The following is a 20003-nucleotide window of genomic DNA, read 5'->3' as shown; positions in this document are numbered from 1 at the left end:
CCTCTGCGATTGTTTTTGCAAGCTTGCGCCGGCCCGGTTAATTGCCCATGACAATGACAAGTCAGTCCTGTGACAGCGCGCATGGACGGCCTCGGTGTAGACTGACGGCCTTACCCGGGAGACCTGCGATGAGACCGATCCTCACGCTGCGCCAATACACTCACGACCTGATCGTCCACAGTCACGACCACGCGCAACTGGTGTTCGGGCTCTCGGGCGCGCTGGATTTCGAGGTCGACGGGCATGGCAGCCAGGTGGTTCAGCAGAGTTTCGTGGTGGTTCCGTCCGGTTTCCATCATGCCTGTGGCAGCGCCAATGGCAGCCGCTGCCTGGTGCTGGACGTGCCCAGTGATCAATGGGTGGCTCAGTCGCTTGGCGAGCACGCCGATGCCAGCCGCCGTTTGCTCGACAACGCCGGGCGCCTGCCCCTGGATGCCGGGCAAAATCAATTGGTGAACTGGCTGGCGGGCAGTCAGGTCAGCGACCCGCTGATCGCGCAACAAGGCGCGGTGCTGTTGCTGGCCAGCCTCAACCATGCCAGGCCACACGTGACGGGCGGGCGGCGCCTGCCCTACGCCGCGTTGAACGCGCACATCGATCAGTACGCGGCCTACCCGCTGCAAGTCGCTGATCTGGCGCGCATCGCCGGGTTGTCCAGCGCTAGGCTGCATGCGCGGTTTGTCGCTGAATGCGGGCAGACGCCGATGGACTACATTCGCAGTCGTCGTTTGCACATGGCCGTGAGTCTGTTGCGGGATTCGGCATTGCCCATCGGCGAGATTGCCAGCCGGGTTGGCTACAGCTCGCAAAGTGCGTTTTCAGCGGCAGTGTTGCGAGAGTTTGGGGCTTCCCCCGGCAAATTGCGGCGCGAGGCTGGCGACAAATAATGCGAGCCTGACGACAGACATAACTGTTCTCACGCGGTTCAATGTACTCCGTTTGGTTCACTGTCAAGGATCGCAATGACTCCCCGTACCGCCCTCGGCGCTTTGCATATCGGCGCTCTGATGTTTGGCCTGACCGGTGTGTTCGGCAAACTCGCCGCCGCCTCCCCCGCCGTCATCGTCTTCGGTCGCGCTGCCTTTGCCGTGCTCGCCCTGGCCGTTTTCGCGCGGTTCGCCAGCCAGACGCGCTGGCAGAAACTGCAAGCCGTGGACTGGCGCCGCCTGCTGCTCAGCGGTTTGCTGCTGGCCGGGCACTGGGTGAGTTTTTTTATCGCGGTGAAGGTCGCAGGTGTGGCGATCGCGACCTTGGGTTTCGCCAGTTTTCCGGCATTTACCGTGATCCTGGAAGGGCTTGTTTTCCGCGAGCGGATTCGCGCCAATGAAATCCTGCTGGTGGTGCTGGTGAGTGTCGGGCTGGTGCTGGTCACGCCTGATTTCGATCTTGCCAGCGGCGCCACCACCGGCCTGTTGTGGGCGATGGGCTCCGGTTTACTGTTCGCGCTACTGTCCCTGACCAACCGGGCCAGCTCCGCAAGAATTCCGCCGGTACAGGCGGCGCTGTGCCAGAACGTGGTGGTCGCGTTGTGTTTGCTGCCAGTGGCGGCGCCTCAGTTGAGCGAAGTCCGTGCCATTGACTGGCTGTGGATCGGCCTGCTCGGGGTTTTCTGCACCGGCGTCGCTCACAGCCTGTTCGTCGCCAGCCTCGCGGTGATCAAGGCGCGCACCGCCGCCGTGGTGTTTGCGCTGGAGCCGGTGTACGGCATCACCATGGCGTGGCTGCTGTTCAATGAAAACCCGACGCTGCGCATGCTGATCGGCGGCGCCTTGATCATCGTTGCGATTGTGGTGACCAGCAGGCTCTCCGGCGGTTCAAGCAAGAAAACGGTCACTGCCGAAGCCGCGTCTCACTGAGTGCGGTCGTTGTGCCCGAGGTCGCGGTCCGGATCGATCTGATCGCGGACCCGTTGCTTCAGCACCTTGGCCTCCGGAAAACCGCCGTCCGCCTTGCGCTCCCAGATCTGCACGTCGTTACAGAAAACGTGAAACACACCACCGGTGCCAGGCACCAGCGACACCTTGCCCAAGTCATCGCCAAAGGTACTGAGCAGCTCTTGCGCCAGCCACGCGGCACGCAACAGCCATTGGCATTGCGTGCAGTAGGTGATGACGATTTCCGGTTTGTGCGCGGTCATGACGAGGGAACTCCTGAACCAGAGGGCGTCGCCATGATAGTGGTTCAGCGAATACCGGCCAACAATGTCCGAGCGGTTTGTTTAAGCGGCTCATCGCCGTCCTTGAGCAATTCGTTCAGCAGCTCGATGGCACTGTTCAGATCGCCGTCATCGATACAGTTCTGAGCCTGTTCCAGTTTGCCTGCGTTGTCCGGCACGGCGGGTTCCAGGCTCAGCGCTTCAAGCTCGAATGACGGGTCGGCATCCTTGAACTCGTTGAGAAAATCGTCGTCCAGAGACTGTGAGTCAGGTTCCGCGACCCACTCCAACTCAGGCTCGTCCAATGTCGGCTCTTCAGGCATCTCGAACACATCGGGCATCACGTGCAGGTTCGAGGTGAACGCAGGTTCGGCAACCTCGGGTCGTTTGTACGCGGGTTTAGTGTTTTCAAACGGACTGACCAGGTCCCAGTTGGAATCCATCGACAGGTCATCCAGATTCAGCTGGAACTCGTCGCCTGGCGATTCTTCGGATTTCACCGGTGTTGTGATGGCTGTCGCTGCAGCCACTGGCACCGCATTGGCCAGTTTCGGGTAGCGGGCACGAATGTCCTGAAGTTGCTGAGCATCGAACCCGGCCTCTCGCAGGCTGTTTTCCTGGACGTCATAGGCGGGCCCGTCACCTTGCTTGCCGAGGACTTCCAGCAACTGCACGGCCAGATCCGTGCGCTGTGGTTCCTTCGCCAAAGCATCGCGCAACAAGCCAGCCGCTTCGGAAAAACGACCATAGGCCAGGTAGATGCCGACGCCTTCCAGTACATCCCCTGACGGCGTTTCATCATGATGTTCGTGCGCAGATGTCAGTGGGGCGGGCTTCGCTGACGGCTCCACGGATTGATCGAGTACCGGCTCGTGTCGCGACGGCAAAACGGGAGGATCCTCGGCCTGGACGGGAACCTGCTGTCGTTGGCGACGAACGAACCAGCCCAGCAACAGCAATGACACCAACGCCAACAATCCGATGATCATTGGCCAGTTGGAGGTCTCGGGCGCTTGCAACGCGACCGGGGCTGGCGCGATAACCTCAGGCGTAACCGGGGGCGCCTGGGCCTCCGCCAATTGCGTTTGCAGCTCGGTTATCTGTTTTTTCTGACCGGTGATCTGTTCGTCCTGGACCTGAAGTCTTGCATTCAGTTCATCGACGTTTTTTTGCAGTTGCTGGTTTTGTAGCACGCTGGCGGCCAATTGCTCGGCGACGGGATCAATGACGGGCGCGGCGGGCTGTTCAACTTTAGGGGCCGTTTTTTTGGCCGCGGCGGGCGGTGCAACGGCCGGTTTGACGCTCGGGTATGGAGAGTTCGGGGAGTTGGCGACCGGTTCGTCAGTCACCGGCACGATCCCCGGCGTGCCCGGCGGATCGATCAGCACCGTGTACTCGCGCAGCACACGCCCATTGGGCTGATTGAGCTGCACGAGGAAATTCAGGAAAGGTTCGTTGACGACTTTATTGGAGCTCACCCGGATCAGACTGCGGTTGCCCCGCAGGATGGGCGTGAACTTCAGGTCATTGAGAAAGAACACCCGCTCGACACCGGCGCGACTGAATTCGTCCGCGGTCGCCAGACTGACGGACAGATCGCCCTCCTCCAGACCGGCAGCATCCACCAGATCGATGTCGGCACGCAGCGGTTGATTCAGCGCCGAATGCACGGTGATTTCTCCCAGGCCCAAAGCAGGGGCGAATGCAGAGTAAGTCACGGCCCCACCCGCCAGAACCAGCCTGGCGCACCAGCGCATTACAACGTGCCAACTCTCGAGCATGAGCATCCCTTAGATAACCAGAACCAACCGGTGCGTGTTCGCACATCCGGTACGAACACGATATTGCCTAGTAGTTCTTTATAGTCTGCCGAACGGGGTATCTCAAAAACCTTACACCCGGTTCTGCCTCAAGATTTTTCCAGGTTGGCCAGGATGTGCCCGTGAACGCGCATGCAGACCTTCAAATCCGCCTCGTCGACGCCTTCAAACAGCTCGTGACGCAGTTGAGTGGCAATGGTTTCAATTTGTTCGATCAGGGGACGGGCCGGGGCACAGAGGAGGATTTTTTTCGCCCGGCGGTCTTCCACCACGGCCTGACGCTGGACAAGGCCCTGACTCTCCAGACTGTCGAGCAATCGCGCCAGGGTCGGCCCTTCGACGCCGACGCTTTGCGCCAGTTCGCGCTGGGTCGGTGCCTCTTCGAAACGCGCCAGATGCAGCAACACCAGCCAGCGCGCCTGGGACAAACCCAGACCGGCCAGACGGCGGTCCAGTTCGGCACGCCAGCCGCGCGACATCTGGGCCAGTTGCATGCCAAAGCGGTGTTGATCGGTTAACGGCATAAAACACTCATGGTTAGACTGAAATAAGAGAAAAACTAATTATTAGTCAGCTAAGCATGACCCTTGCCCAGAGGCAAGGCTTGCTATGTACTGAATCGTTACATCAATACAACCCTGTCCGGGATTTGAAATTCAGATCTCGAATTCCGATTGCAGCGCGGCTCGAACACAGTACAAAACACCTTCCGGCACGCGACCGGCGAACAGCGCGGCAATCTCCGCCACCGGCGGCAACTCGCCCTCGCCGTCGAGAAACGCATCCTGGACTTCGCCCATCAAGTCTTCGGGCAGGTCCAGCGCCTGTTCCAGCGACAACTGCTGCTTGCCAATGGCTTCGGCGAGCATGGTGTAGACATTCTTTTCCGAGCACTGCAATTGACCGGCAATTTGCAGCGGCGTCATGCCGGCCCGAGCGAGGGTGATCAGTTCGTGGCGCACGTCGGCCACCACTTTCGGTGCCTCGACCTGGCCACCGAGCACTTCGAGGAAGGCCTCGCCATACCGTTCGAGTTTGCGTGCACCGACGCCGCTGACCGTGGCCATTTCCGACAGCGAAGTCGGTTGGCTGCGGAGCATTTCCAGCAACGTCGAATCGGGGAAGATGACATAAGGCGGCACACCGTGCTCTTCGGCGAGCTTGCGACGCAAGGCACGCAAGGCTTCCCACTGTTCGCGCTCTTCGCCACGGACCAGTTGGCTCGCCTGGCTCTTGCTGCTTTTCGCCGTGGTTTGCGGCTTGAGGTCGCGGCGCAATTCCAGCGTCACTTCGCCTTTGAGCAGAGGCCGGCAGGTGTCACTGAGGCGCAGGCCGCCGTAGCCTTCGAGATCGATATCGGCCAGACCACGGGCCACCAGCTGCCGGAACAGGGAACGCCACTCACTCTCGCCCATCGCCTTGCCGACACCGTATACCGACAGATGCTGATGGCCAAAGCTGCGGACTTTTTCGTTGTCCTTGCCCAACAACACATCCACCAGATGGCCGACGCCATAACGCTGACCGGTGCGGTAAATCGCCGAGAGCGCCTGACGGGCCGGCTCGGTGGCGTCCCAGGTCTGTACGCCGTCGACGCAGTTGTCGCAGTGGCCACACGGCTCGGGCATGTCTTCGTCGAAGTAGGCCAGCAAGGTTTGACGCCGGCAGCGGGTTTCTTCGCAGAGGGAGAGCATCGCGTCGAGCTTGTGCTGCTCCAGACGCTTGTGACGCTCGTCACCTTCGGAGTTCTGCAGCATCTGCTTGAGCATCACCACGTCTTGCAGGCCGTAGGCCATCCACGCATCCGCCGGCAGACCGTCACGGCCGCCGCGCCCGGTTTCCTGGTAGTACGCCTCAAGGGATTTCGGCAGATCGAGGTGCGCGACGAAACGCACGTTGGGCTTGTCGATGCCCATGCCGAATGCCACGGTGGCGACCATGATCAGGCCTTCCTCGTTGAGGAAGCGCTTCTGGTGGTGGGCACGGGTTTCGTTGGCCAGACCGGCGTGATACGGCAGGGCCGGGAAGCCTTGCTCGCTGAGGAACACCGCCACTTCGTCGACTTTTTTGCGCGACAGGCAATAGACGATGCCGGCATCGCTGCGTCGTTCGGCGAGGAACGCCAACAACTGCTTGCGCGGCTGTTCCTTGGGCACGATGCGATAGAAAATGTTCGGACGGTCGAAACTGGAGAGGAAGCGTTCGGCATTCTGCAGATGCAGGCGATCGACGATCTCTTCCCGGGTGCGCTTGTCGGCAGTCGCGGTGAGGGCGATGCGCGGGACGTTGGGGAACAACTCCGCCAACTGACCCAGTTGCAGGTATTCGCGGCGGAAGTCGTGACCCCATTGCGACACGCAATGCGCTTCGTCGATGGCGAACAAGGCGATTTCAAGGCTTTGCAGGAAGGCCAGCATGCGCGGCTGGACCAGACGCTCAGGCGCCAGATAAAGCATTTTCACTTCACCGCGTTTGATCCGCGCGGCGAGGTCGCGTTGTTGCTCGGCGCTCAGCGTGGAGTTCAACGCAGCGGCGGCGACGCCCAGTTCCTCGAGGGTCGCCACCTGGTCGTCCATCAGCGCGATCAGCGGCGACACCACCACCGCCAGGCCTTCGCGCAACAGCGCCGGCACCTGGAAGCACAGGGATTTGCCGCCACCGGTAGGCATCAGTACCAGGGCGTCGCCGCCACTGGCCACGCGCTCAATGATCGCACCCTGACGGCCACGGAAACTGTCGTAGCCGAAGATGTCCTTGAGGACGCGTTGAGCCTGTTCGAGCATAAAAACTCCAAAAATCACCGAAACATCCCTGCAAGGCTGGGTCAGGATCCGCAAGACTGCACTGACAAATCGTAAGTGCACATTGCATGACGCTTCACATTTCAGCCGCGACGCCAGCAGGGCATCACAAAACGCGGGAGTATACCCGAGGCCTCGCTTGCAAAGGGCGCCGCTGAGAAGACACATAAGGACAAACACCGCAATCCCTGTGGGAGCGAGCCTGCTCGCGATGGCGGCATGTCAGGCGATAAATGTATTGGATGTACCGACCTCATCGCGAGCAGGCTCGCTCCCACAGGGATTGCGGTGTTTGTGAGGTCCCAGCGTTGCAAATATCCCGCGCGGCTGGCCTGAGTGCTCAAGAAGGCCTAGAATTCCCGCATCTGTTTAATTCCCAAGGTAGCCCTTTAATGTCCTTCGCTGAGCAACTAACCCGCCTGCAAGTCTTCCTCGACGCTGATGAACTGCATGACGAGGCGCTGGACTACGTGGCCGCCCACGGCTACCTCACCGCCTTGTCGATCTGTTCCGAAAGCGTTCCCGACCGCGAATGGATCGATGCCCTCTTCGCCGAAGAGCCGCATTACGCCGACGACACCGAGCGTGAAGCGATCGAATCCACCCTGCTGGCCCTCAAGGCCCACATCGCTCGCCAACTGGCATCCGATGAAGAGTTCGAGCTGCCATGCGACCTCGACCTTGGCGACGAGCCGGATGACTCCGACCTGCGCGGCTGGTGCATCGGCTTCATGGAAGGCGTGTTCCTGCGCGAAGCCGCCTGGTTCGAAACCGCCGAAGACGAAGTCAGCGAAATGCTGCTGCCGATCATGGTCGGTTCCGGCCTGTTCGACGAACAGCCTGAGTTCGAAGACATCGCCAAAGACGCCAACCTGATGGACGACATGATCGTGCAGATCCCGGAAGCCCTGACCGCGCTGTACCTGCTGTGCAACGCGCCAGACGAAAAACCGGCGATCCTCAAGCCACGTCACCACTAAGGTTCTGCCTATGGACAACCCCATAGGCCACCGCTCCCTGATGTTGCGTTACGGGCTGCTGGCCATCGGCTGGCTGAGCGTAGCGCTGGGGGTGATCGGGATTTTCCTGCCGGTGTTGCCCACCACGCCTTTCCTGCTACTGGCGGCCGCGTGCTTCGCTCGCAGTTCACCGCGCTTTTATAGCTGGCTGGTGGAGCATCCGCGGCTGGGCCCGTGGATTCGCGACTACCTCGACGGCAACGGCATTCCGCTCAAGGGCAAGGTCTACGCGATTGGCCTTATGTGGGTGAGCATTCTGTTGTCGTGTTACCTGGTGCCCCTGCCGTGGGCGCGCGGTTTTATGCTGACCAGTGCGGTGCTGGTGACGATCTACATCGTTCGGCAGAAGACGTTGCGTAAATCCTGAAACTCTCTTCGCTATTAATAGCGGATAAGTCCTCTTTCAACTTCCATCATCGCCCCCTCCGCTCATCGGAAACCCCATCAAACCTGTTATTTCTGACAGTAGCCAACTCAACTGCTCGAGGCCTTAAATCACTCCGTCCCCTTGACCAACCGGAGTCATGATCATGACCGATTTTCCCTCGAACAATCCATCGCAGACGTCCAACGAGCTGGTTGAAGAAAATCTCTTATTAGAAGTCCGCACGATCGTCGATCGTAATGGCGTTTCCGTCGTTAACAGGACTACTTACGAAACGGCCATCAAAGTTTCCGGCATCAACGCTGAACCGAGAAACAAAGTTTCGATCATGAACCTGCTGGAAAAACTGGGCGAAGCAGACACCGACGATCTTGGCAATTTTGAAAGCCCGCTGCTCGACTTGAAGAACTTCGATTGCTACAGCGTACGCGCCGTAGGCCAATGGAGTCCCAACCCTTCGTCACTGCCCAAAAGATTTACGGCGGCTACCGCGACGCCGATCATCAACGAAGTACTCAGCGACGGGAACCCGATTGCCGAAGATGACATCATCAGCGCTACAGAAGTCATCATCAACGGCAATTCGATCCCGAATCAAAATGCTCAAGCGTTTAACGGCGATACTCCACTTGAAACGGGATTAGCCAATGCCTGCGGACAATACACGGTCGAACTGAAAGACCTGAAACCCGGTTCCTACAGCATCACGATCAAGGGTTCCAACAACAACGTGTCGACCCCTTTCAAGTTCACCGTGATAGAGGAAGGTATCGAGCCGGTAACCCTCGACAAGATCACCAACGCGGCCGGGACCGTGATTCCGGATAATTCCACGACAAGCGATACCGAGCTGTTTGTGGAAGGCGAAGGTGAAAAGGGGGCGAAGGTTGAAGTCTTCAAAGACGGCGTAACGTTGGGTGAAGCGACCGTGGATGCAACAACCGGTCGCTACAAACACCCTACAGGCCTGCTGACCAACGACACCTACGCCTTCACCGTCACCGCAAAATACACCGGTGGAGGCACGGCTGGGCCGTACACGGTTACCGTGGAAGCGGCCACCGCAGCACCGACAAACACCCGTATATATGATGTCGACGGAAACGTAATTTCTGATGGCGGAAACATAAACGAGAACTGGTTTATTGCCAGGGGCGACTTCACGCCGAACAGCGCGGTCAAGATCAAGCTCAACGGCGTTACCCAACAAAAATCAGAGACCACCAACGGTGAGGGCAGATGGGCCTTTTTCCAAAATGATCTGACAGTCGGGAGCACCTATGAAATCAGTGCCCTGACGGAAGATGAAATGGCTGAATCCAATAAATGGACTGTCGTTGCACGAGCCCCTTCCAAAAGCTAAAAAACGCAGCAGGCAGAACGAAAAAAAACCGCTTATAGCGGTTTTTTCGTCCCTCACCTTTAAAACTGATAGTTCACACCAAAGGTGACGGCCACTGGCTGTTCGATATTTTTACCCTTGGCGTAATCGACACCGACATCAAAACGCAAATTCTCGGACCACGAAGCTGTCAACCCGACACCGGCTTCAAAACCGGTGCCCGCAAGGTTGGTATTGATCGTGTTTCCGTTGACCCGCACGTTGTTGTCGTTCGATGCAAATTCATGAACCACCGCTACCCGCCCGTATGGACGCATCTGAGTATTACCCAGGTCGATGCTTCGACCGGCCATGACGCCCAGCTTGCTGCGCAACGAATGTGTGCGGTCACCTTCGGCCTCCATGTCGTTGTCCAGACGATAGTTCTTGCCCTGGATGACGGCCGCGGATACCTGGGCAGAAGGTTGGGCGAACCAGCCATCCCCGAGATCAATATTGCGGCCACCTTCTACGATCGCACTCACTGCCGAGTTGCTGTAATCGCCCTCGGCACGTTTGCCATCGCTCATGCGGACCTTGGACTCATTACGGAAATGGTTGAACTTCAGGGCGCCATCAACGTAGTAGCCGGTGTCGCGATTCAGCCAGCCAAAATAGGGGCCGAAGTAGTAGCTGTTGACCTCGGCCGAGGTGCCACCATTGAGGTCCACATCGGATTTGCTGTAACCCGCCAGCATACCGACCTTCCAGGGACTGTCACCCAACCGGGTGTCGGCACCCAGGGTGAAACCCTGCTGCTGTTGACGATAACCCACACCCGACGAACCATCGTCAACGTTCCATTTGTTGCCATATGACCGTACCCACAGGCCATGGCGCTTGTCGTCCGCCTGCAACTCGCTCATGCGGTATTCCAGCGACTTCAACTCGCCGTACGAAATGGTAAGCGCTGTTTGAAACAAGGCTGCCACCGATTGCGCACCGGACGTGAGCCGGGTGGTAGGGTTCAGGTAATACTCGGTGCCGCCGGTGGCGTTGGTTCTTTCTTCCAGATCGTATTCAAATGTCCCGACATCGACCCGACCTCCCAGCAACGAGAAAGCTGCGGTGTTGTTGGCAATTTGCACCAGCGTCAATTGTTGAGGAGACGTCGCGTCCTTGCCCGAAGCATTGACGGCCAATTCGTAGCTGCCGGTCGCCGTATCGGCTTTCAGCAAGTCGCTTTCACCGGTCTGGAAGTTGCCCTGCATGGCAATGATGCCGTTGCCGGCAAGCGTCCCGACCTCAAGTTGACGATTCGCACGCTGCGCGCCAGGTGCACCGAAATTGACGATACCGTCGTTCATCGACAAGTTGTCGATGCTGTCATTGTCGACCATGGTCAGGCTCGACTGGTTGAGCGTCAGGTTGCTGTTGTTCAAGCGCCCGGTGAACGATGAGCCATTGTTCAGGGTGACATTGGCGGTGGAGCCGTTTTCACGCAGGATGTCCCCCACCATCGAGGCGCCGTTGAACGAGAGGTCCACTGTGCTGTTCTGCAACACTTGCACGTTGCCTTCCAACGCACTGCCGACGACATTCATTGCCGCAGTGGAAGCGCCTTGTACTTTCAACAGAGTGCCATCAGCCGCCCGCAGAACACTGTTGTTCTGCACTTGAATCGTCGCGCCTTGAACGCCGCCTTCCACCAGGATCGCCGGCCCGCTGCGGCCTTCTACGGTGGAGTTGTCCAGCAACAAAGTATTGGTGCCCTGGCCATTGGCGTCATTGGTCATCCGTACGCCTGCGCTGTCACCGCTGATAAGCGTTCCTGCCAATGCGCGTACATCACCGCCTCGACTGTCCAGGCCGACGCTGCCGGCATTGGTGCCGCGCAGTTCGCTGTTGGTTAGCGTCAATGTACTCAGACCGGTGACGAGTGCGCCGGTCTCACCGCCCAGGAACCGGCTATCGGTAGCCTCGACCGTCGAGCCCTGCGTCGATGACGGTGGTCGAGCAACCCATAAAGCACGGGTGTCCGCCGTCACGGTGGCCCGATTAATGGTGGCCTGGCTATCAGACACCTGAATCCCATAGAAGCCGGGATTGCCATTGACGGTAGCACCGTCGATATTCAAGGTCGATCCGGTCTGGATGGTCAAGCTTTGGGTCGTTACTGCCCCTGCATTGAGTACGCCGCCATCTTGCACCAAATAGTCGCTGACGGGGTCAGTCGGATCGATGGTCCTGTTCTCGCCGGCGCCAACAATGATTGCCGCCATCGCCGATGTGTTGATCAAAAAAAAAGCCGGCAACAGTGCCAGCACTTTGAACGTAACTGCGCTTGCAGGTTTATGTGAAATTGGGTTGTCGAAGCTCATGGACCTGTCCTTTCGTCTTCTTGTCTCCTGCAAAGAGGCGGAGAACGTTGAGGGCTGCGGACGATACAGAGACTTCCTACAAATAAATGTAGGATTAATCTCTGAAAGCGTGAGAAAAAACCGACGGAAAAAACTAAAATCAACAACTCTGTATATCCGGCGCCTCGACACCGGATATACAGTTGGACTCAGAACACATTCTTCGGCCTGTTGGCACTCGACCTATACAGGATCAGGCGTTGTCACATCGCATGTATCCGAGCCGTTAAATGCACTGACCCGAACAACATCGCCATCTTTCGCAACATATTCCTTATTGATAGTGACCTCATAGCTCACTCGACCATAACCATTGAGTGTCTGCAGCATATAATCATAAGGCATATACCTATCATACCCGGCAGCCGCTTCTTCTGGACTAGGAGCATATGGAGTATCCTCCCACTCAGACCCGGGAATAGGATCTACAGGCGTGCTTCCAGAGTACCCTTCGTACTTCACTGTAACTTCGTTATCAGCCAGCCGTGTATCCGCCGGAATCCGAATAACCAACACTACTTCACCATTGGGCAGTTTTCTCAAAGAACTACAGTTCAAACCTATTGCCGGGTTGGCATGCATGTGTCTGAATCCGGCGGCAGCCAAGACGATTGGCTGAGTACTGACATCCGCATAATCCACTGCTGAAATCGCTTCGTTATTATTCAAGTCATGTGTTACTTCAACCTGAAGTTGCGTGGTTTGACTTTCCCCCACCGTTGCAAGAAAGGCCCAGTCCATTGAAAACTCGATGGGTTTTGTCGGGTCTTCATTTCCATCGATCTTATAGAGTCCGCCCGGCGACGGAACCTCGACACCACCGATGTAAAACTGAGCTGAATCTCCAACCTTGAAAAGACGATGATGAGGTAAAAACCCTTTGACGACCCCACCATTTTGTTTATCTGCTGCTGTCAGTTTATTATTATCATCGGAGACCGGCCCCTTAATCCATGGGAGAAGCATGGACGTGTCCGGTGGCCTCGGATTATCAGGGTCGAATGGTGCACATGGTTTTCGGGTATCCAGCAAATAATTGGTGACGATAGGTGTTGCCGGATAGAAAAAGATGCCCCGTTTAATTCTGTAGCCCAGTTTCAGATCGTTTCTGAAATGCCCTTTTTCAATAAGAGCGTGATTATCAAGATCATGCAAGAACTCACTTGCGGGTATAGGCTTCTCCGGTTGATCTACGCCATCGATGGTATATATAATTTTATCTAATGAACTATTAAAGTTTGGAATCGGAAGTTTGAGGCCTGCACCCAATCCGTCTATCAACTCCTGAACACCAATCGCATCGAGCGTCGGGTCTGGTATTTGGGGAACGTTCAGGGGTTCCGCTACAACAGGCTTAAGATCTCTGAACACATACAATACTGTTTCTGCAGAGGGCGAGGACGGAACGCCCGGGTAACTCATCGCCTCACAAAAAACAATATACCTTCCATCGAAATTAGCGACGTGCGCAGCCGTCAAATCGAATTCCAGCGGTTGATTCAAGTTAGTCGCAGTTATTGTTTTAGAATCAATTTCCTGCTTAGTGTTTTTATCGCGACCGATATAGCAAACAATCTTATCCCCAAGTCGTTGATTCGACCAAGGCGCATACTTCAATTTAACAGTCTTGTCTCCAGCAAAGTCATCCGGATCCAAACCGTAATCTATCGCGGTTTGCGGTGGTTCTACTGACTTGTCGAGCAAGGGCGCAGCGGTATCGACCATGTATTCGAATGCCTCTACGTTCGCAGGGTTACCCTGAAACTCAAAGACCAAACTGATTTTACGCAAACCGGGTGTGTCTTTAGTCGCCAGGCTGAGGGTCATGGGACGAGGAGGAAGGGGATCAAGAGGTGTGGTTTCTTCAAATTTGGATGTTGTATCCGGGGAACCATCAACCGTCAGCATCGAACTAATAAAATTCGGTGGATTGCCGCTATCTTGCCCATCAAATACCGGGTGCATAAACACCAACGGCTTATTAAAAAAACTATAAGGAAGAAACTTTGGCCCATCTACTTCCAAAGCATCCAAAAAAGGGTTGGCCGTGCCAGGTGTGGGGGCCTCCATATCAATAACACGTAAAGTCTGTCGATAGGCCAGATACTGCGCTCTTCTTTTTCTGGCGTTAACAGGAAAGCTTTCTTTTTTGGACATTTCAATACTCCTTGATGTTGAGCTTTATCGCCCTGACGTTCAGTTATCGCATTGCCATGAATGCTTCACCCATCTCGATGTCTTGATTTAAAGGCAGCCACGCAAGACTGACTACTGTCAGAAATCACAGGTTTTGCTACCACTGGTCGGACACTTTCATAAACTGCGCCCAACAAAAAACCCGCCATCCCTTACGCAGGGATGGCGGGTTTTGTTGTTTAAGGTTTCAGGTCACACGGTATCCACCTTCAACGAGTGATCATTCAACATGCCGTTGATGATGGTCGCCGTATCTGCCCCGCCGGCAATCACCCCGCCCGCCCCCGGCGACACGCCGTAATGGCTGGCCAGGTCCACACCAGCCAGGTCGATGGTCTGGTTCGGCGCGGCGCCGGCCATGCCGCTGACGTCGATGCTGGTGACCAGTGAATCGCCGCTGCCGGTGACTTTGAAATGCAGGTAGTCATCCAGTGACGCTGCGGTGCCGTTCTCGCCTTGCAGCAGTTGCGACAGGTCGAGTTTGTCGGTGCCCGGGGTGAAGTCGGTGACCACGTCGTGACCGCTGTTATCTTTGAGCCACTGGAAGGTGTCCGCGCCGGCACCACCGGTGAGGGTGTTGTTGCCGAGCCCGCCGATGAGCAAGTCGTCGCCGCCGCCCCCGTTGAGCACATCGTTGCCGAGGCCGCCGGTGATGATGTTGTTGTGGTTGTCGCCGGTGAGTGTGTCGTCGAAGTTGGAACCGGTGAGGTTTTCAATCGCGGTCAGGGTGTCGGTGCCCGCGCCCAGTGTGTTTTGCGCGCCGAGCAGGCTCAGGTCGACCTTGACCCCGGCGGTGGCGTGGAGGTAGCTCGCGGTGTCGAGGCCGGTGCCGCCGTCGAGCAGGTCGTTGCCCGCGCCGCTGTAGAGCAAGTCATTGCCGGCGTCGCCGTGCAGTTCGTTGTTGCCAGCACCGGCGGTGAGCACATCATTGCCGTCGCCGGCGTTGATCACGTTGTCGCCGGTGCCCGCCACCAGCACGTCATCGCCCGCCGTACCGGCGAGCGTGTGACCGTCCTGGTAGGTGATGGTCACGCCGGCGCTGTCGCTGCCGCCGTGGTGGTCGTTGACGGTGTAGGTGCCGTGGTAGTCCGGGGTGGTGTTGTGGGCGCCGGAGTAGTCGACAGTCAGAGTCAGCTGGTAGTTTTCCGCGCCCTTGCCGCTGTGGCCCGGCCCGTCGTTGTCGATGTTGGTGATGTGGATCTGGTAGGTGCCGTCCGTTGCGGCGGTGATGGTCTGGCCATCGCCGATGGCAATGAACGCACCACCGTTGACCGAGTACTCCATGGCGACGTGACCGGCCGCCAGATTGTGGTCGAGGTTAAGGGTTTCACCCTGTTTGAGGGTGACGGTGATGCGGTCCTCGTCGTTGAGGGTGTTGTGTTTGACTTCGCCCAACGCGCCGCTGACCACCAGCACCGCGGTCATGGCGGCGGTGTTGGCGACGAAGGCACTGCGGGCGATGCTGACGGACTGCGCATTGCCGCCGGTGAAGCTGTAGTTCTGGTGGCTGCCGGTGAAGTCCGCACCTTTGGCGATCCAGCCGGTGTTGAACGTCGTCGGTGATGCGGTGAGTGAATCGCCCTTCGAATCGGTCTCGTTGGCCAGCAACGCTTCGCCCGGCACCGCGACGCTGCCCGACAGCACGTTGGTGATGACGGTTACGTCATTATCGCTGGACGCTTTGATGCAACTGTTGTTGACGTCGATGGTGAGGGTCGTGGTGCTTTCGTCGCCGTCGTTATCACGCAGGGTGTAAGTGAACACGTCGGTCGCGCCCGGGCCGTTCACGGAGTTCGGATAGCTGTGGTACTCGGCGTTGCCCTGGGCGTCCAGGGTCAGGTAGCCGTAAGTGCCGTTGATCTGGGTGTTGAGCCCGCCGTTCACCGGCGTCGAAGTGTCCGAGCCGGCGCGCACGCCGACCACGCCACCGCCGAGCAAGGGGCCATCGGCGCCGGCGACATCGTTCCACAGCACGTTGCCGCTGACGACGCCGCCTTCGGTCACTGAAGTGGCGTCAGGGTTGGCGTTCGGCGTGTCATCGACGATGTTGACGTCGAGTTGCCCGGTCGCGGTGCTGCCGTTGACATCCTTGGCCACCACGTCGAAATGCTCGGAAATGCTGTTGGCACCGCCAGCATTCGGGTGGTCACTGTCGTAGTTCAGGGTGTAGCTGTAAGTCACCACGCCGGTGGCCGGGTTGTAACCGGTGACGGTGAACAGCGCACCGGTGTTGGTCTCGGCCGATTGCGGGAAGCCCGCGGCGACGCCAGCGGTGACGATGGCGATACCGCCCACGGTCAGGGTTTGCAGGCCGTCCGGGGCGTTGACGGTGAAGGTGCCGGTCTGGGTCAGGGCCGGGGCATCCGGGTCAGTGCCGTAGGTGAGGTTTTTTTCGTAGACGGTCAGTTCGCCGCCCGCCACGTCGAGGCCGTTGAGGGTGACCGGGTTGTTGATACAGCTGTTGTTGACGTCGATGGTGAGGGTCGTGGTGCTTTCGTCACCGTCGTTGTCGCGCAGGGTGTAAGTGAACACGTCGGTCGCGCCCGGGCCGTTCACGGAGTTCGGGTAGCTGTGGTACTCGGCGTTGCCTTGGGCGTCCAGGGTCAGGTAGCCGTAAGTACCGTTGATCTGGGTGTTGAGCCCGCCGTTCACCGGGGTCGAAGTGTCCGAGCCGGCGCGCACGCCGACCACGCCACCGCCGAGCAAGGGGCCATCGGCGCCGGCGACGTCGTTCCACAGCACGTTGCCGCTGACGACGCCGCCTTCGGTTACCGAGGTCGCGTCTGGGTTGGCGTCCGGCGTGTCATCGACGATGTTGACGTTGATCTGGCCGGTCGCGGTGCTGCCGTCCGTATCGGTGGCAACAACGTCAAAGTGCTCGGAGATGCTGTTGGCACCGCCAGCGTTCGGGTGATCGCTGTCGTAATTGAGGGTGTAGCTGTAGCTCACCACGCCAGTGGCCGGGTTGTAACCGGTGATGGTGAACAGCGCACCGGTGTTGGTCTCGGCCGATTGCGGGAAGCCCGCGGCGACGCCTGCGGTGACGATGGCGATACCGCCGACGGTCAGGGTTTGCAGGCCATCCGGCGCATTGACGGTGAAGGTGCCGGTTTGAGTCAGGGCGGGGTTATCGGGATCGGTGCCGTAGGTGAGGTTTTTTTCGTAGACGGTCAGTTCGCCGCCCGCCACGTCGAGACCGTTGAGGGTGACCGGGTTGTTGATACAGCTGTTGTTGACGTCGATGGTGAGGGTCGTGGTGCTTTCATCACCGTCGTTATCACGCAGGGTGTAAGTGAACACGTCGGTCGCGCCCGGGCCGTTCACGGAGTTCGGGTAGCTGTGGTACTCGGCGTTGCCCTGGGCGTCCAGGGTCAGGTAGCCGTAAGTGCCGTTGATCTGGGTGTTGAGCCCGCCGTTCACCGGCGTCGAAGTGTCCGAGCCGGCGCGCACGCCGACCACGCCACCGCCGAGCAGGGGGCCATCGGCGCCGGCGACGTCGTTCCACAACACGTTGCCGCTGACGACGCCGCCTTCGGTCACCGACGTCGCGTCTGGGTTGGCGTCCGGCGTGTCATCGACGATGTTGACGTTGATCTGGCCGGTCGCGGTGCTGCCGTCCGTATCGGTGGCAACAACGTCAAAGTGCTCGGAGATGCTGTTGGCACCGCCAGCGTTCGGGTGATCGCTGTCGTAATTCAGGGTGTAGCTGTAGCTCACCACGCCAGTGGCCGGGTTGTAACCGGTGACGGTGAACAGCGCACCGGTGTTGGTCTCGGCCGATTGCGGAAAGCCCGCGGCGACACCTGCGGTGACGATGGCGATACCGCCCACGGTCAAGGTTTGCAGGCCATCCGGCGCATTGACGGTGAAGGTGCCGGTCTGGGTCAGGGTCGGGGCATCCGGGTCAGTGCCGTAGGTGAGGTTTTTCTCGTAGACGGTCAGTTCGCCGCCCGCCACGTCGAGGCCGTTGAGGGTGACCGGGTTGTTGATACAGCTGTTGTTGACGTCGATGGTGAGGGTCGTGGTGCTTTCATCACCGTCGTTATCACGCAGGGTGTAAGTGAACACGTCGGTCGCGCCCGGGCCGTTCACGGAGTTCGGGTAGCTGTGGTACTCGGCGTTGCCCTGGGCGTCCAGGGTCAGGTAGCCGTAAGTACCGTTGATCTGGGTGTTGAGCCCGCCATTCACCGGCGTCGAAGTGTCCGAGCCGGCGCGCACGCCGACCACGCCACCGCCAAGCAAGGGGCCATCGGCGCCGGCGACATCGTTCCACAACACGTTGCCGCTGACGACGCCGCCTTCGGTCACCGACGTCGCGTCTGGGTTGGCGTCCGGCGTGTCATCGACGATGTTGACGTTGATCTGGCCGGTCGCGGTGCTGCCGTCCGTATCGGTGGCAACAACGTCAAAGTTCTCGGAAATGCTGTTGGCACCGCCAGCGTTCGGGTGATCGCTGTCGTAATTCAGGGTGTAGCTGTAGCTCACCACGCCAGTGGCCGGGTTGTAACCGGTGACGGTGAACAGCGCACCGGTGTTGGTCTCGGCCGATTGCGGGAAGCCCGCTGCGACGCCTGCGGTGACGATGGCGATACCGCCGACGGTCAGGGTTTGCAGGCCATCCGGCGCATTGACGGTGAAGGTGCCGGTCTGGGTCAGGGCGGGGTTATCGGGATCGGTGCCGTAGGTGAGGTTTTTTTCGTAGACGGTCAGTTCGCCGCCCGCCACGTCGAGGCCGTTGAGGGTGACGGGATGGTCTGGCGTTTCAGGATCATTCGGAACATCCGGGGCATCGGCACCAATCGGCGCTGCAGCCGCGTTACCGCCGTTATCCGGATCACCGGCCAGACGTTCCAAGGGAAATTCAGGAATACCGTTGAAGCCGGCGGTAGGGAAACCGACAGTCGGATCGACCCGCCCGGCCACTTCTTCCAGCAATACAAAACTGTGACCACCGCCCGCGGCACCACCAGGTGCGCCCTGTTCACCCGGCCCCGCGGCCGTGGCTTCCGCTGTCTGGGTCGGGTCATCACCCGCCGCGATGGCTTTTTGCACTCGTTCGACGTCGGACAGTTGCGCCTGCGTCGGCGTCGCCGCTTCGGCTGTTTCCACATGGGGCACCTGATGCGCGAGCAGCTGCGAATTCATTTGCAGGCTGCTGCCACGCCCGAGGGTCAGTTCCTGGCCATTTTGCAGATGCACCGCCACCGCGCCTTCGGCACCGGTGACCAGTTGATCGCCGGCGTACAGCCTGTCCCCCTCGATCAAGGCACGTCGGGTGCCGTCGCTCGCTTGCGCGAACACCTGACCAATGACCTTAGTGACGATACCGATGAGCGTTGCCATGTGCATTTCCTCCGCTGCCAACCGCTGTCGGCATCCTGTTGATTGCGAAGAACGTGCTCATGGCGTGAGCGGGTGGCCGGCGGAACGTCTACCGGGCGGCGGCTTGCCTGAACAAGCCGCTGCCCTGGCGACTTCTCGCCAAGCGTGTCGCCCATGGGCGAAGTGTCTCGATTCGGCATAAAACCCAATGCAATCAATTACATCGGAATGCTGTTGCGAAACAACCTTACCTACGGGCAATGCGTAACGGTTTTGAACCAACGAGTGACAAAAAACCGTCACCCAAAAAACCGTAGCGCATCCCTCCCCTCCAGCACTTCTTCGCCCCACATCGATAAGTGGATTGAACTTTTCCCAGCCCTCAAGAAGCTCCCTAAGGCTCGTAAATCAAGGGCTTTCGGATTGAACAATGTGCTGGATTTTTCAGAGCGCATAAGTTTTTTTTGACATAACAGTTATGAGAAAAACTTCTAAGGTTCTTTTGAGAATGTTCTTAGCTCTGATGTTACAAGTATGAAACGGTTTCACCCATAAATGCCGTCA

The 20003-nt window shown here is 58.6% G+C and carries 12 protein-coding genes; 5 read left to right on the top strand and 7 right to left on the bottom strand.

The window, feature by feature from the left end:
• Nucleotides 1–128: 128 nt before the first annotated feature.
• On the top strand, nucleotides 129–887 hold the full coding sequence (locus B723_RS13505) for a helix-turn-helix transcriptional regulator (RefSeq protein WP_017337126.1): 759 nt from the start codon (nucleotides 129–131) through the stop codon (nucleotides 885–887).
• Between the two features lie 75 nt (nucleotides 888–962).
• Nucleotides 963–1856, top strand: a complete 894-nt coding sequence (locus B723_RS13500; RefSeq protein WP_017337125.1) for a DMT family transporter — start codon at nucleotides 963–965, stop codon at nucleotides 1854–1856.
• Here B723_RS13500 and B723_RS13495 read toward each other — a convergent pair.
• The 4 genes from B723_RS13495 to recQ all read right to left on the bottom strand — a co-directional run bounded on the left by B723_RS13495 (nucleotide 1850) and on the right by recQ (nucleotide 6758).
• Nucleotides 1850–2137, bottom strand: a complete 288-nt coding sequence (locus B723_RS13495; RefSeq protein WP_017337124.1) for a SelT/SelW/SelH family protein — start codon at nucleotides 2135–2137, stop codon at nucleotides 1850–1852. The genes B723_RS13500 and B723_RS13495 overlap by 7 nt on opposite strands.
• A gap of 44 nt (nucleotides 2138–2181) precedes the next feature.
• Nucleotides 2182–3936 (bottom strand): FimV/HubP family polar landmark protein, encoded by a 1755-nt coding sequence (locus tag B723_RS13490; protein WP_017337123.1) that lies wholly within the window; start codon nucleotides 3934–3936, stop codon nucleotides 2182–2184.
• 128 nt (nucleotides 3937–4064) lie between these two features.
• Nucleotides 4065–4499: a MarR family transcriptional regulator gene (locus tag B723_RS13485; protein ID WP_017337122.1), complete on the bottom strand. Its 435-nt coding sequence runs from the start codon at nucleotides 4497–4499 to the stop codon at nucleotides 4065–4067.
• 132 nt (nucleotides 4500–4631) lie between these two features.
• Nucleotides 4632–6758 carry a DNA helicase RecQ gene (recQ, locus tag B723_RS13480; protein WP_017337121.1) on the bottom strand — a complete coding sequence of 709 codons (2127 nt, stop codon included), beginning with the start codon at nucleotides 6756–6758 and terminating at the stop codon, nucleotides 4632–4634.
• 410 nt (nucleotides 6759–7168) lie between these two features.
• On the opposite strand from recQ, the gene B723_RS13475 reads away from it, so the two are divergent.
• From B723_RS13475 to B723_RS13465, 3 genes are all read left to right on the top strand, one after another.
• Nucleotides 7169–7756, top strand: a complete 588-nt coding sequence (locus B723_RS13475) for a YecA family protein (RefSeq protein WP_017337120.1) — start codon at nucleotides 7169–7171, stop codon at nucleotides 7754–7756.
• Between the two features lie 10 nt (nucleotides 7757–7766).
• Nucleotides 7767–8162, top strand: a complete 396-nt coding sequence (locus tag B723_RS13470; protein ID WP_017337119.1) for a YbaN family protein — start codon at nucleotides 7767–7769, stop codon at nucleotides 8160–8162.
• A 163-nt stretch (nucleotides 8163–8325) separates the two neighbouring features.
• On the top strand, nucleotides 8326–9543 hold the full coding sequence (locus B723_RS13465; protein ID WP_017337118.1) for a hypothetical protein: 1218 nt from the start codon (nucleotides 8326–8328) through the stop codon (nucleotides 9541–9543).
• 59 nt (nucleotides 9544–9602) lie between these two features.
• Here the strand turns inward: B723_RS13465 and B723_RS13460 are convergent, their stop codons facing one another.
• The 3 genes from B723_RS13460 to B723_RS13450 form a co-directional block, all read right to left on the bottom strand.
• Complete coding sequence (locus B723_RS13460) at nucleotides 9603–11882, bottom strand: autotransporter outer membrane beta-barrel domain-containing protein (RefSeq protein ID WP_017337117.1); 2280 nt, start codon at nucleotides 11880–11882, stop codon at nucleotides 9603–9605.
• Between the two features lie 222 nt (nucleotides 11883–12104).
• Nucleotides 12105–14078, bottom strand: a complete 1974-nt coding sequence (locus tag B723_RS13455; RefSeq protein WP_017337116.1) for a hypothetical protein — start codon at nucleotides 14076–14078, stop codon at nucleotides 12105–12107.
• 231 nt (nucleotides 14079–14309) lie between these two features.
• Nucleotides 14310–19460, bottom strand: coding sequence for a retention module-containing protein (locus tag B723_RS13450; protein WP_052909690.1), 5151 nt, complete (start codon nucleotides 19458–19460; stop codon nucleotides 14310–14312).
• Nucleotides 19461–20003 lie beyond the last annotated feature (543 nt).

Origin of the sequence: Pseudomonas fluorescens NCIMB 11764 (assembly GCF_000293885.2) — a bacterium.
Lineage (GTDB): Bacteria > Pseudomonadota > Gammaproteobacteria > Pseudomonadales > Pseudomonadaceae > Aquipseudomonas > Aquipseudomonas fluorescens_B.
Note: the sequence above shows the minus strand (reverse complement) of the source record. Positions and strands in the feature narration are given on the sequence as shown.

Excerpts from the sequence above, each read along its gene's own strand:
- B723_RS13505 (WP_017337126.1), top strand. The coding sequence starts at position 129 with ATGAGACCGATCCTCACGCTGCGCCAATACACTCACGACCTGATCGTC.
- B723_RS13500 (WP_017337125.1), top strand. The coding sequence starts at position 963 with ATGACTCCCCGTACCGCCCTCGGCGCTTTGCATATCGGCGCTCTGATG.
- B723_RS13495 (WP_017337124.1), bottom strand. The coding sequence starts at position 2,137 with ATGACCGCGCACAAACCGGAAATCGTCATCACCTACTGCACGCAATGC.
- B723_RS13490 (WP_017337123.1), bottom strand. The coding sequence starts at position 3,936 with ATGCTCGAGAGTTGGCACGTTGTAATGCGCTGGTGCGCCAGGCTGGTT.
- B723_RS13485 (WP_017337122.1), bottom strand. The coding sequence starts at position 4,499 with ATGCCGTTAACCGATCAACACCGCTTTGGCATGCAACTGGCCCAGATG.
- recQ (WP_017337121.1), bottom strand. The coding sequence starts at position 6,758 with ATGCTCGAACAGGCTCAACGCGTCCTCAAGGACATCTTCGGCTACGAC.
- B723_RS13475 (WP_017337120.1), top strand. The coding sequence starts at position 7,169 with ATGTCCTTCGCTGAGCAACTAACCCGCCTGCAAGTCTTCCTCGACGCT.
- B723_RS13470 (WP_017337119.1), top strand. The coding sequence starts at position 7,767 with ATGGACAACCCCATAGGCCACCGCTCCCTGATGTTGCGTTACGGGCTG.
- B723_RS13465 (WP_017337118.1), top strand. The coding sequence starts at position 8,326 with ATGACCGATTTTCCCTCGAACAATCCATCGCAGACGTCCAACGAGCTG.
- B723_RS13460 (WP_017337117.1), bottom strand. The coding sequence starts at position 11,882 with ATGAGCTTCGACAACCCAATTTCACATAAACCTGCAAGCGCAGTTACG.
- B723_RS13455 (WP_017337116.1), bottom strand. The coding sequence starts at position 14,078 with ATGTCCAAAAAAGAAAGCTTTCCTGTTAACGCCAGAAAAAGAAGAGCG.
- B723_RS13450 (WP_052909690.1), bottom strand. The coding sequence starts at position 19,460 with ATGGCAACGCTCATCGGTATCGTCACTAAGGTCATTGGTCAGGTGTTC.